This is a genomic window from Phyllobacterium sp. 01N428 (assembly GCF_056399405.1).
In genome coordinates, this window is record NZ_JBFTRH010000006.1 from 18,673 (window position 1) to 30,513 (window position 11,841).

At 58.7% G+C, this 11,841-nt stretch carries 12 protein-coding genes, 1 tRNA gene and 1 pseudogene; 9 read left to right on the top strand and 5 right to left on the bottom strand.

From position 1 onward, the window contains the following. Positions 1–202: 202 nt before the first annotated feature. From AC1DNI_RS15235 to AC1DNI_RS15250, 4 genes and pseudogenes are all read right to left on the bottom strand, one after another. Positions 203–568 (bottom strand): hypothetical protein, encoded by a 366-nt coding sequence (locus AC1DNI_RS15235; RefSeq protein ID WP_477692459.1) that lies wholly within the window; start codon positions 566–568, stop codon positions 203–205. Beyond that, positions 561–698 (bottom strand): annotated as a pseudogene (locus AC1DNI_RS15240) (histidine kinase); the annotation flags it as partial. The gene AC1DNI_RS15235 and the pseudogene AC1DNI_RS15240, both read right to left, overlap by 8 nt. A 217-nt stretch (positions 699–915) precedes the next feature. Further along, entirely contained in the window at positions 916–1,944 is a 1,029-nt protein-coding gene (locus tag AC1DNI_RS15245) for a DUF2955 domain-containing protein (protein ID WP_477692460.1), read from the bottom strand. Further along, the gene (locus AC1DNI_RS15250) at positions 1,934–3,058 is read right to left on the bottom strand and encodes an HlyD family secretion protein (RefSeq protein ID WP_477692461.1); all 1,125 of its coding nucleotides are present in this window, start codon (positions 3,056–3,058) and stop codon (positions 1,934–1,936) included. Before AC1DNI_RS15250 ends, AC1DNI_RS15245 begins: the two co-directional genes overlap by 11 nt. 261 nt (positions 3,059–3,319) lie before the next feature. On the opposite strand from AC1DNI_RS15250, the gene AC1DNI_RS15255 reads away from it, so the two are divergent. Continuing rightward, positions 3,320–4,426, top strand: a complete 1,107-nt coding sequence (locus tag AC1DNI_RS15255) for an AI-2E family transporter (protein WP_477692462.1) — start codon at positions 3,320–3,322, stop codon at positions 4,424–4,426. Next, positions 4,423–4,878, top strand: a complete 456-nt coding sequence (locus tag AC1DNI_RS15260; protein ID WP_477692463.1) for an ion channel — start codon at positions 4,423–4,425, stop codon at positions 4,876–4,878. Before AC1DNI_RS15255 ends, AC1DNI_RS15260 begins: the two co-directional genes overlap by 4 nt. A gap of 677 nt (positions 4,879–5,555) precedes the next feature. Here the strand turns inward: AC1DNI_RS15260 and AC1DNI_RS15265 are convergent. Further along, positions 5,556–5,645, bottom strand: a tRNA-Ser gene (locus tag AC1DNI_RS15265). A 348-nt stretch (positions 5,646–5,993) separates the two neighbouring features. Here AC1DNI_RS15265 and rplU point away from each other — a divergent pair. The 7 genes from rplU (at position 5,994) to AC1DNI_RS15300 (ending at position 11,782) form a co-directional block, all read left to right on the top strand. Continuing rightward, positions 5,994–6,479: a 50S ribosomal protein L21 gene (gene rplU, locus AC1DNI_RS15270; protein WP_477692464.1), complete on the top strand. Its 486-nt coding sequence runs from the start codon at positions 5,994–5,996 to the stop codon at positions 6,477–6,479. A 23-nt stretch (positions 6,480–6,502) separates the two neighbouring features. Further along, positions 6,503–6,775, top strand: coding sequence for a 50S ribosomal protein L27 (rpmA, locus tag AC1DNI_RS15275; protein ID WP_091920980.1), 273 nt, complete (start codon positions 6,503–6,505; stop codon positions 6,773–6,775). Positions 6,776–6,894: 119 nt separating this feature from the next. Next, the gene (locus tag AC1DNI_RS15280; RefSeq protein WP_477692465.1) at positions 6,895–7,515 is read left to right on the top strand and encodes a GNAT family N-acetyltransferase; all 621 of its coding nucleotides are present in this window, start codon (positions 6,895–6,897) and stop codon (positions 7,513–7,515) included. 89 nt (positions 7,516–7,604) lie between these two features. Beyond that, positions 7,605–8,639, top strand: coding sequence for a GTPase ObgE (gene obgE, locus AC1DNI_RS15285; protein ID WP_027231121.1), 1,035 nt, complete (start codon positions 7,605–7,607; stop codon positions 8,637–8,639). A gap of 30 nt (positions 8,640–8,669) precedes the next feature. Then, positions 8,670–9,836, top strand: coding sequence for a glutamate 5-kinase (gene proB, locus AC1DNI_RS15290; RefSeq protein ID WP_477692466.1), 1,167 nt, complete (start codon positions 8,670–8,672; stop codon positions 9,834–9,836). Between the two features lie 3 nt (positions 9,837–9,839). Further along, complete coding sequence (locus AC1DNI_RS15295; protein ID WP_477692467.1) at positions 9,840–11,123, top strand: glutamate-5-semialdehyde dehydrogenase; 1,284 nt, start codon at positions 9,840–9,842, stop codon at positions 11,121–11,123. Positions 11,124–11,179: 56 nt separating this feature from the next. Continuing rightward, entirely contained in the window at positions 11,180–11,782 is a 603-nt protein-coding gene (locus tag AC1DNI_RS15300; RefSeq protein ID WP_027231124.1) for a nicotinate-nucleotide adenylyltransferase, read from the top strand. The last annotated feature ends 59 nt before the right edge of the window (positions 11,783–11,841 follow it).

Here is an 11,841-nt window from a genome sequence, read left to right on the forward strand (position 1 = left end):
CCTACAGTTTTTATGTTCGCGCACAACGCGCAGCGCCACCGCTTCAAGAAAGCCGAGACAGTACCCATAGTCCATGGGGTCCTTCGCGTTCCCACTTGAAGTTTTGCAAATGAGGGCGCTTCGGCGAAAGCCGGATTACTAAGGCATATCATTGCCAATGCAAAAAAGATCGGGCGAGAGCGGATTGATCTCAACATCTGAGTTACCTCCCGGATGGCGGGCATATTTCGTCCACGGCGTGCACGATCGCACCTACTGCGCTGCTCTGTTCAGGATGCATTTTGATGTAGCTGATGACGGTCCCGTAGAGCTGTTGCGACATGAACTTGCCATCGACCAGACATTTGCGGATCTCCTGGCGGCGTGCCGAAACACCGTCGTCACATACAACCGCCAACTGGTACTCAATGGCGCCAAAAATGTAGCCGGAGGCGAATACCCTATCGGCTTTCAACAACTCGGCGGCACCCATTGCATTGACCGGTGACGCAGAAAGCAGGACCAACAAAAGTGAAGCTAGCTTCATGATTTTGGCTCTCTTTAGAAGGAATTTTGCAAGTTCAACCACCCAGTTCCGAGGCCCAACCCAAGAAGAAACCCACGTCTCCCGGCATGCGGTGGGGGAAACTGACAATCATTGCCTTGAGTGTAAATCCCTGGGGCTTGCCAAATTTCTGATAACGACCGTAGAGTTCCTGAAGAGGTTAGAGCCAGCTTTTATCGCCGCTGTCAGCATCCGTTGGTAGAGCTTGCTGATCTACCAAACGTGCCGTTCGCCGCAACGCTCTCCCGTGGTCCCCCGGACAAGCAACCGCCACTCACGGTTCCATAGTAAAGTATCTTACGCCCTTAGGCGGAGTTATTGCAATATGGGCGGCGCGCGCAGCGTGATTGCAGTGAAGCTCCGTGAAGCATTTAACCGCGATTAGCTTCCTGCCGGGGCCAAAGCAAAGTTGTCATGAAGATCGCATAGGCGATGGCCACGAGTATGTAAGTGACCCTGGTGGAAAAGGAATCGGCAGCGGACCCTGGAAGGGGTGAAACGCCCGTTCCGAAGACGAGCAGGAAGATCGTCAGGGCGCCGGCATGGAGCTTGGCGGCCGGTGACCGCATGGCTGCACGGCCGCCAAATACCAGGCCGGCGAGCAGTATTAGAAGAAAGAGGAATAGGAGCGATGGCCGCACCTGAAGCAGTCCGAAGGCGACGGACGCCGCCACGCCACCCGTGATATTGGTTATCACGATCCCCAAGGCAGCGCGCGTGCTTGCTGCAACGTCGAATTGGGAAAGCAGCGATACGACGGTGATCGGAATGACAATCGCCGTGGCCAGTCCATCGCGTGTCAGACAGGCAACGACGGCGATCAGAAGTATGGCGGTATTGGCGGCAGCGTAGCCCACCGCACGCGGGTAGGTCGTCACCGTCGCAGCCTTCGTGGCGGGCCTGCCCCTGTCTGGGATAAGGACGTATGCCAGCCACATCAAGAGCATGCCCGTCACGACACTTTGAACAAGGATCCCGAGAATCGTGTCGCCGAGATCCTCGTTCAGGATTGTGAGGAGCGGCACCATAACGGCAATGACCAGCACAAGAAAAATTACGGGCCCGCCCTTGCCGTTCGCCTGCTGATAGAAGCATCCAAAGTAAATCAATCCGAGCAGCAGTATGAGTACCGGCGGTCGGTCCCCGGTCAACACCGTTACAAATTGCAGAAACGCTCCGACAACAAGGATCAATACAGTGACCGCCAGTGCTTTTTGGAGCGGCATAGGGCGGGAACTGGAAATCAGGAACTGTGCGGCGAACAATGGCCCAAGGAAGGGAATGATCGCCCCTGAATAGACCAGCCAGGAAAAGCCCACCGCAACGGCCAGCGCTATGCGCAGACCCTTGCGCTTAATATTAAGCTGGTCCTCGTGGGCGAGATAAGCGTCAGTTGACATAGGTCAGGACTGACAGGACGCGGATCCAGATTCTGCCGAGCATATTGGTGACCGGATGGTCCCCGGTGTATATGACCACATTTGCCTGGGAGCCGTACCGGACGCCCTTCGGGCGCCCCTCGTCAAGCACCAGACGAATGGGAAAGCTCTGAGGCGTTCTCACCCATCCAGTATCTGTGGAAATCTTCGGCAGGCCGGTCGCCGGATCGACGCTTCCTTGCGCCACACCCAATCCGATGCCTTCAACGGTGGCTCCGAAAATCTGGCCCGGGAGAACATCGAAAAGCACCTCGGCGCGGTCGCCCGGCGTAACCATCTCAAGGCTGTTTTCCTTAAAGGCGGCTGTGATCCAGATCGTCCCGGTATCGATGAACGTCATCGCGCTCTCGCCGGCGCTGATCATGCCTCCAACGGAAAGCTGAAGATTGGTGACGACGCCTTCAGCCGGCGCCACGACGGTCGTACGAAATTGATCAAGCTGAGCGCTTTCAAGCGCAGCCAGCGCCTCTTTCAACTGAGGGTTGTCCTTCCCTGCGGGTCCAAGCTCCTCCTGCGCCCGTTCGAGGTCGGCTTCAGCTGCATTGACGCCGGCCTCCGCCTGATCCAGCGCTGCAGCGGCCTCATCATATTTCGCCTGAGCATATATACCCCGCCTGACGAGTGCCATGGCGCGGGTGGCTTGATCCTGGACGTTGACGCGGACGGCCTTGGTCTCCGCTACCTTGGCCTGTGCGACATCGACTGCCGCTGTCGAAGCCCCGATCGTCTGTCCTACCCCTGCAAGGCGTGCCTCCGCTTCGTCAACCGCGAGCCGGTATTGTTCCGGATTGAGGCGAAACAGCATCTGTCCGGGGTGTACGGCGCTGTTGTCGGCCACGCCGACTTCAATGACGCGTCCGGTAACTTCGGGCGCGACACCGACCACATATGCACTGACGGTTGCCTGGGAGGAGGACGGCGTGCGCCTTTCCATGAAAACAGTTACGACGAACAGAAGGAAAGCCGCCAGAAGCACGATAATTGCAACCGTGCGTTGCGGGTTTTTTTCTTTGCGCGGTGTCTTCACTCTATTTGGAGCGTTATCAGGAGTTGCTCCTGTTGCTTCCGACGCCATGACCTTCCCCCTTAGGTCCGCGGCTCTCACCCCGCAGCTTTGCTCACGCCGGCACCTGCGCTGGAGTGACAAGTTAATCCTAACTGATCGCTCTCGCAACCGGAGGTCGTGCGGAGCTCGGGCCTCGCCGAATTTCTCGCATGACACAGGCCTCAAGTGAGCACGGTTGCCTCCTTCTTGCAGAAAGCTCGAAACAGGTGAATACTTGCGGTAAGGACCGAGCCATCTGCATTACCGGTTGGCTGGGAGGGGACAGCTAAAATGCAGCCGAACGTGACAACGACTGAGAGTGCGCCGTCGCTCTTGAGAATGCTCGATTCAGCGCTTCAGATCGGACTGGTAGGCTTACTGATCTTTGCCTGCAGCCGCATCATATTGCCGTTTACCGGTATCCTGCTCTGGTCGGTGATCCTCGCAGTCATGCTCTATCCCCTCCACCAGCGCTTGGTGGTCCGGATTGGCAATCGCTGGTCGGCGACCTTAATCGGATTGGTCAGCGTTGCGCTGATGCTGGTTCCGTTAATCATGGTGGTGACATCGCTCGGATCGTCTATCCTTGAGTTCGTCTCGGGCCTGCAAGAACGCAGCCTGACGGTACCGCCTCCGCCGGCATGGCTTGCCGATCTGCCGTTCGTCGGTCAGAAACTGACCGAGACGTGGGCTCTCGTCGAGACGAACATGCCGCAAGCGCTTGCCAAATACGGCAAGATGCTCAGCGGTATTGCAACATGGCTGGCATCGTTCGCGGGTGGCTTGGCAGCAGGTCAATTATCATTCGTGCTTTCGTTTGCGGTCGCCGCAGTGCTCATCGCCTATGGGGAAGGCGCCACCGACTTTGCAAGTCGCCTGTTGGAACGCATCACGGGGAGCAAGGCGCAGGGCCCGCGGCTGGTTGCAATGACCGCAGCCACGATCCGCGGTGTGGCCGTCGGTGTAGTCGGCGTAGCGGTCGTCCAGTCGCTGCTTATCGGGATCGGCTTCTTCGCCATCGGTCTCGCGTCAGCCGGCATTTTGACGCTTGTTGTGTTGTTGTTTGCCATCGTGCAGGTGCCCGCGGTACTGATAACATTGCCGGTCATAGCGTATGTACTGGCGACGGAACCGACCACGCCCGCGATCATCTTTACAATCTGGACCATCATTGCCGGGCTCAGCGACAATCTTCTCAAGCCGTTGATGCTTGGGCGAGGCCTTGAAGTCCCGATGCCGATCATTCTCATTGGCGTGATTGGCGGCATGATCGCTGACGGGCTTCTCGGGCTGTTCGTGGGCCCGGTGCTCCTGGCCGTTGGCTACGTACTGCTCATGGAGTGGGTGCGGTACGAACCAATCGAAGTCAGGCCCCCGAGCGACGTTCCCCCACTATGATAGCGGTGATTGCTCTTGGCTTGCTGGCGATGCTGGTATGCCTTGCATTTCAGGTACTGACATCTGTATTAGCCGCCCGCTACTTCGCCCACGCTTCGCGAAAGCCGCTCGGTCCCAAGCCGCTTCGCGGAATTTTCCGGCAATTCTCCATTTTGATGGCAGTACTCATGATCGGCAACATCGTCCAGGTTGCTTTCTGGGCAGTGCTGTACCGACTTGTCGGTGCATTTGCCGACTTTGAAACTGCGATGTATTTTTCGGGCGTAACCTTCACTTCGCTCGGTTATGGAGACGTTTTGCTGACTGGCCGAATGCGGCTGCTTGGGCCGCTTCAGGCTGCGAACGGTCTGATGATGTTTGGGATAACCACGGCTCTCTTCATCTCGGTTATCCAGCAGACCACCGCCAGATGGATTGCAGCGCAGTCATCCGGCACCCAGAATGTCCGATAGGATGGCGGTCGCTGGTTCGCGGCCGCCCTGCAATGCCATGATCAGCAACTGGAAGACGTGTAAGAGGTTGCGAAAGATTTCGCACTACATAACCCGTGGAACGCCGAGAAGATCGACTGAGCGACTCCCCTCGTACCACAATGGGAGCAAACAATGGCGATATCCAAGCGACTGGTGGGCAAATGTTCCTGGATGGCCGAGTTGGGCCAGCATTTGTTAGTCCAAGGACCCGCCGTCTCGACGGCAAATGCGTCGTTGGTCGGGCGCTGACTCTATAATGTTGCGGGTGGCCCGCCGCTGAGAACGCAGTTACCTATCCCCTTGTCTCAGCTGGCAGGCTGCAATTAGACGCTCGTCGCGATCTTGTCGATAATCCTGTTCGCTTTGGGGAAGCCAAAACAGTAATGGATATTCCCGTGCGCATGACGCAGATTACCAAGGAGGGACAGACGGGTATCCAAATCAGACTCTTCCGTTTGGGTTAGTTCAAGTGTGAGATGGCGACGCAGAACTGAAGGCGGCTCGCAATATGAACGGGCTGGCGGCTCCGCGAGAACAACAAGTCATTCTGGCAACGGCGAGCAACCCGTCCTCGCTCCAGGGTGCAAGTAGAGGTGCAAGAGCAAACCAATAATTTTTGAAAAATTCATAAAATTCAGAATGATGATGAAATAATCTGGCGGAGAGGGAGGGATTTGAACCCCCGATGGAGTTGCCCCCATGCCGCATTTCGAGTGCGGTGCTTTCAACCACTCAGCCACCTCTCCGCGCCTGAAACCGATCGACTCGGTCCCGAAAGAAAATGGTCAGGAAATTCAACCCTGCCGGTGCCGCGATGCCCTATAGGGCTTGGCTTGAGCGTGCGGCGTGGTAGATAGCGGGCAAAGCTTCGAGATACAAGAGCAATTTTGCGTTAAATTTCTTGACTCTCCAACAAAGCGGATCTTATAAGCGCGCAACGACTGGCGTGGGGGATTCTCCGCGCCGTTTGTTTTTGAATCCGGGCGCCTAGATTCTTTGATCGAATCGCCTTTCTATCAATCTGTCACGACTGACAAAAAGACGGTTATTGCGGCGTGCCGCAAAAAACCGAACCGAACGCCGAAAGGGAAAAAATGTTCGCAGTCATCAAGACCGGTGGTAAGCAGTATCGCGTTGCCGCCAACGACCTCGTGAAGGTCGAGAAAGTTGCTGGCGAAGCCGGCGACATCGTTGAGTTCGCAGAAGTTCTGATGGTAGGCGTCGGAGCCGACGCAACGATCGGTGCTCCCATCGTCAACGGCGCGCTCGTCACGGCAGAAGTCGTCGAGCAGGGCCGTGCCCGCAAGGTCATTGCATTCAAGAAGCGTCGCCGCCAGAATTCCAAGCGCACGCGTGGTCATCGCCAGGAACTGACGACGATCCGCATCTCGGAAATCCTGACGGATGGTGCGAAGCCTTCCAAGAAGGCCGCTGAAAAGCCGGCCAAGAAGGTAGCCGCTCCGAAGGCAGAAGAAGCTGCCGTCGCCGCGGATGCAACCGAGACGAAAGCCGCCCCCAAGGCCAAGGCTGCGCCGAAGAAGGCTGCAACCAAGGCTGAAAAGCCCGCTACGGGCGAGTAAGAAGAGTTTAGAGGAGCAATCCGATGGCACACAAAAAAGCTGGTGGTTCGTCACGCAACGGTCGTGATTCCGAATCGAAGCGCCTTGGCGTGAAGAAGTTTGGCGGCGAGAAGGTTCTCGCCGGCAACATCCTCGTGCGTCAACGCGGTACCAAGTGGCATGCTGGCACCAATGTTGGTCTTGGCAAGGATCACACCCTGTTTGCGCTTGAAGCAGGCGTCGTTTCCTTCCGTACCAAAGCCAACGGCCGCAGCTACGTGTCGATCGTCAACCCGATCGCCGAAGCAGCAGAATAGCCGGTCCTGCTTGAAGCACCGGCGTCCCATCGGACCCGGTGAAACATGGCAACCGCCAAAAGATCAAAGGGGAGATGGGATTAAAGCCCATCTCCCTTTTCGTGTCTGGAGGACGACAAATGGTTGCTGATTTACTGGAAGACGATGAAGAACGGCTGGACCTGATAGACTGTCCCGTGCTCGTTACGGAACGCCTGGTTTTACGGGCGCCACGTAACGAGGATGTCGACGCAATTGCCCGTCTCGCCGATAACCTTCATGTGGCCGAAATGCTTTCGCGTATGCCGCATCCCTATACGAAGGAACATGCGGTGGATTTTGTGCGCCGCGCCAATGCGGGCGAGATCGGCAAATGCGTCTACGCGATTACCCTGGGCCAATCCGGCACGTTTATCGGGTGCTGCGGCATCAATTACCGGCGCAGCAAGGATGAGCACGTTGCTTCGCGCCGGGACGAACTGGAAATCGGTTACTGGCTGGGCGAGCCCTACTGGGGCAGAGGCTATGCCACCGAGGCTGCCCACGCGCTGGTCGATCTCGTTTTCCGCGCGACGCAGGTCGAAAAGCTGCACGCCTCGTGCCGCGTGTCGAACATCGCCTCGCGCCGGGTGATCTACAAGAGCGGATTCCAGTATGCCAACACCGGCATGATGGATTCGATTGCTGCCGGCAACGTGCCTGTCGAGCGCTACATGCTCGATCGGCGCACCTGGATCGGTTTGCGTAGCTGGACATCATGAATGAACTGGCCGTCCTGGATAGGGACGGCCAGTTTTCTTTGCGGGCATTTTACTGTAATGCCTCGCCACAACGATAAGGACTGAATTTCATGAAATTTCTCGATCAGGCGAAGGTCTATATCCGATCCGGCGACGGTGGTGCCGGCGCGGTATCGTTCCGCCGTGAAAAGTTTCTGGAGTTCGGCGGGCCGGATGGCGGCGACGGCGGTCGCGGCGGCGATGTCTGGGCCGAGGCGGTCGATGGCTTGAATACGCTCATCGACTATCGCTACCAGCAGCACTTCAAGGCAAAGACCGGCATGCATGGCATGGGGCGCAACATGACCGGCGGCAAGGGTGCCGATGTCATCCTCAAGGTGCCCGTCGGAACGCAGATATTCGAAGATGACAATGAAACGCTGATCTGCGATTTCACCGTGGTCGGCCAGCGATATCGCCTCGCCAAGGGTGGCAATGGCGGCTTTGGCAATCTGCATTTCAAGACCTCGACCAACCAGGCGCCGCGCCGCGCCAATCCGGGCCTCGAGGGTGAGGAGCGCAATCTCTGGCTGCGCCTGAAGCTGATCGCGGACGCCGGTCTCCTCGGCAAGCCGAATGCCGGCAAGTCGACATTCCTTGCGAGCGTTACCGCGGCCAAGCCGAAAATTGCCGATTATCCGTTCACGACCCTGCATCCCAATCTTGGCGTTGCCCGCATTGATGGGCGCGAGTTCGTTATTGCCGATATTCCGGGCCTGATCGAGGGCGCGCATGAAGGCGTTGGTATCGGCGACCGTTTCCTCGGCCACGTCGAGCGCACGCGTGTGCTTCTGCATCTGGTGTCCGCTCAGGAGGAAAACGTCGCCGAGGCCTATAAGACCGTACGTGCCGAACTCGAGGCCTATGGTCATGGCCTGGCGGAAAAGCTCGAGATCGTGGCGCTGAGCCAGGTCGACACGCTCGACGCAGCCGCGCGCAAGAAAAAGGTGGCGGCGCTGAAGAAAGTCGCCGGGCGCGAGCCAATGCTGCTTTCGGCGGTAACGCGCGAGGGCGTCGAGCAGGTGCTGCGTGCCCTGTCGGCGATCATTCTCGAATCGCGTGAGGCCGACCGGCCGGTTGAAGTCGATACGCGGTTCAATTCTTGAATATTCAACGATGAGCGTTGGTTTGATCAGATGAATCATATTTCCCAGGCGCATCAGTCTTTCAGGCTCTCCGCCTATCACCGCATTGTGGTGAAGATCGGTTCGGCCCTGCTTGTCGACCGTGCAGCCGGTCTCAAGCGCGATTGGCTGGAAAGCCTTGGCGCCGATGTTGCCGCGCTCGCCAAGGCCGGTGTCGAGGTGATGATCGTATCGTCAGGCGCGATCGCGCTCGGACGGACCGTTCTCGGGCTTCCGAAGGGGCCCCTGCGCCTCGAAGAAAGCCAGGCCGCCGCGGCTGCCGGGCAGATCGAACTTGCGAAGGCCTATGCCGAAGTGCTCAGTCATCACGCTCTGCGCGCTGGGCAAATCCTGCTGACGCTTTCCGATACGGAGGAACGGCGTCGCTATCTCAATGCGCGTGCCACCGTAGGCACGCTTTTGCGGCTGAAGGCCATACCCGTCATCAATGAAAACGATACGGTTGCAACCACTGAAATCCGCTACGGCGACAATGATCGCCTGGCGGCTCGCGTTGCGACGATGATGGGCGCCGATCTCCTGATCCTGCTTTCCGATATAGACGGGCTCTACACCGCTCCGCCGCACCAGAATCCGGATGCGCAGTTCCTGCCCGTCGTTGATGCCATCACGCCGGATATCGAAGCGATGGCGGGGGCTGCCGCCTCGGAATACTCGCGTGGCGGCATGAAGACCAAGCTTGACGCCGGCAAGATCGCCAATGCGGCGGGTACCGCGATGATCATCACGTCGGGCACGCGCTTCAATCCGCTCGCGGCGATCGATCAGGGCGAGCGCTCCACGCTGTTCAAGGCGAGTTTGACGCCGGTCAACGCGTGGAAGACATGGATTTCAGGCAATCTCGAACCTTCGGGGCGCATCGTCATCGACGAGGGAGCGCTCGTAGCGTTGAAATCGGGCAAGTCGCTGCTTGCGGCCGGTGTTCGCGAAGTCGCAGGGCAATTCCTGCGTGGTGATACGGTTGCGGTGTTCGGGCCGGACGGGCGCGAGGCTGCGCGCGGCCTCATTGCATATGATGCCGCCGATGCGGTGAAAATAGCCGGACGGAAGACCAATGAGATTGCCGGCATTCTCGGTTATGATGCACGTTCGGCGATGATTCATCGTGATGATCTTGTAGTGCGCGCGGCCAAGCGGGCGCCTGCGGCGAAGGAGTAGCAAATGTTGGAACGCGTCGAGGCAAAGACGACAGTCGCCGATCTTATGGCCGAAATCGGCCGCAAGGCCCACGTCGCCGCACAACCGCTTGCTATCGCCTCGCCGGACAAGAAGACGGCTGCGCTCAATGCCATGGCCGCGGCAATCGAGCGCCGGCAAGCAGAAATCCTCGCAGCCAACCGGGAGGACGTCGCCAATGGGGTAACCGCCGGCATGAGCACCGCAATGCTGGACCGCTTGACACTGGATGAAAAGCGTATCGCCGGTATCGCGGAAAGCATCCGCACGATCGCTGCACTGGCGGATCCTGTCGGTACGGTGATCGCCGAATGGGATCGTCCCAATGGCCTCCACATCGAGCGGGTGCGCACCCCGCTCGGCGTCATCGGCGTCATCTACGAAAGCCGGCCGAATGTGACCGCTGATGCGGGCGCCCTTTGCCTCAAATCCGGTAATGCCGTCATCTTGCGCGGCGGCTCCGATTCGGCACATTCTTCGCAGGCAATTCATGCTGCCTTGATCGAGGGGCTCGAAGCGGCAGGCTTGCCGCGCGATGCGATCCAGCTCGTTCCCACGACCGATCGCGCCGCCGTCGGGGAAATGCTGACGGGTCTCGATGGCAATCTCGATGTGATCATACCGCGTGGCGGCAAAAGCCTGGTGGCGCGGGTACAGTCCGAAGCGCGTGTTCCCGTATTCGCCCATCTCGAGGGCCTGTGCCATCTTTATATCGACGGCTCGGCCGACCTAGCCATGGCGCGCAAGATTGCAGTCAATGCCAAGATGCGGCGCACCGGGATTTGCGGGGCGGCGGAAACGCTTCTTATCGACCGTGCCATTGCGCCGGCTGACTTCGCTGCCTTGCTCGGGGATCTCAGCGCAGCGGGTTGCGAGGTTCGCGCCGAAGCGGACGTGGTATCGGCGTATTCCGTTGCAACGCCCGTTAGGGAAGAAGATTGGACGACGGAATATCTCGACGCTATCATTTCGGTCCGGCTGGTCGATGGCATCAGTGGCGCCCTCGATCATATCAATCGCTATTCGTCGCATCACACCGAGGCCGTCGTCGCGGAAGATCCGAAGGTGGTCGAGCGGTTTTTTAATGAGATCGATTCGGCCATCTTGCTGCACAACGCGTCGACGCAGTTTGCCGACGGCGGCGAGTTTGGCATGGGCGCGGAGATCGGCATCGCGACTGGCAAGATGCACGCGCGTGGTCCGGTCGGCGTAGAGCAATTGACGTCGTTCAAGTACCGCGTGCGCGGCAATGGCCAGACGCGCCCGTGACAGCAGGGCAGGCGCTGCAGACAAGCTTCCCCGGCGTCAGTGAAGCGCACCTGCGCATGCCCTTTGTTGAAAAAGGCATGACGGTCGGGCTTTTTGGCGGTTCTTTCAACCCGCCGCATGCCGGTCACGCGCTTGTTGCGGAAATCGCCCTGCGGCGCCTCAAGCTCGATCAGCTCTGGTGGATGGTCACGCCCGGCAACCCGCTCAAGGATACGAGGCGGCTGGCGCCGCTCGCCGAGCGACTGGCGCTTTGCGAAGCCCTGCTGCACGATCCGCGCATCAAGATCACCGCCTTCGAAGCCGCCTATCATATTCGCTACACGGCGGATACGCTCGCCCTGATTAAGGCACGCAATCCCGGCGTCAATTTCGTCTGGATCATGGGCGCGGACAACCTGGCGGATTTCCACCGCTGGCAACGCTGGCACAAGATCGCGCTGACATTTCCCATCGCCGTTATCGACAGGCCGGGATCGACGCTGGCGTTTCTGTCGTCGCGCATGGCCAAGACCTTCGACTATGCCCGCATCGATGAAGCGGACGCGCCGATTCTGGCGCGCTCGAAGGCACCGGCATGGACATTCATCCATGGGCCTCGTTCGCTGCTCTCTTCCACGGCTATCCGCAACGGGACGCAGAGTGGATCGCGCAAAACGTGATCGAATGCTCTCTTCGGATGTCTTGAAAGTGTCATGCGACTCTGCCTATCTTAATAGCG

Bases quoted from the DNA above. Each gene is read 5' to 3' on its own strand.
- AC1DNI_RS15245 (WP_477692460.1), bottom strand. From the start codon at position 1,944: ATGTCAACTGACGCTTATCTCGCCCACGAGGACCAGCTTAATATTAAG.
- AC1DNI_RS15250 (WP_477692461.1), bottom strand. From the start codon at position 3,058: ATGGCGTCGGAAGCAACAGGAGCAACTCCTGATAACGCTCCAAATAGA.
- AC1DNI_RS15255 (WP_477692462.1), top strand. From the start codon at position 3,320: ATGCAGCCGAACGTGACAACGACTGAGAGTGCGCCGTCGCTCTTGAGA.
- AC1DNI_RS15260 (WP_477692463.1), top strand. From the start codon at position 4,423: ATGATAGCGGTGATTGCTCTTGGCTTGCTGGCGATGCTGGTATGCCTT.
- rplU (WP_477692464.1), top strand. From the start codon at position 5,994: ATGTTCGCAGTCATCAAGACCGGTGGTAAGCAGTATCGCGTTGCCGCC.
- rpmA (WP_091920980.1), top strand. From the start codon at position 6,503: ATGGCACACAAAAAAGCTGGTGGTTCGTCACGCAACGGTCGTGATTCC.
- AC1DNI_RS15280 (WP_477692465.1), top strand. From the start codon at position 6,895: ATGGTTGCTGATTTACTGGAAGACGATGAAGAACGGCTGGACCTGATA.
- obgE (WP_027231121.1), top strand. From the start codon at position 7,605: ATGAAATTTCTCGATCAGGCGAAGGTCTATATCCGATCCGGCGACGGT.
- proB (WP_477692466.1), top strand. From the start codon at position 8,670: ATGAATCATATTTCCCAGGCGCATCAGTCTTTCAGGCTCTCCGCCTAT.
- AC1DNI_RS15295 (WP_477692467.1), top strand. From the start codon at position 9,840: ATGTTGGAACGCGTCGAGGCAAAGACGACAGTCGCCGATCTTATGGCC.
- AC1DNI_RS15300 (WP_027231124.1), top strand. From the start codon at position 11,180: ATGCCCTTTGTTGAAAAAGGCATGACGGTCGGGCTTTTTGGCGGTTCT.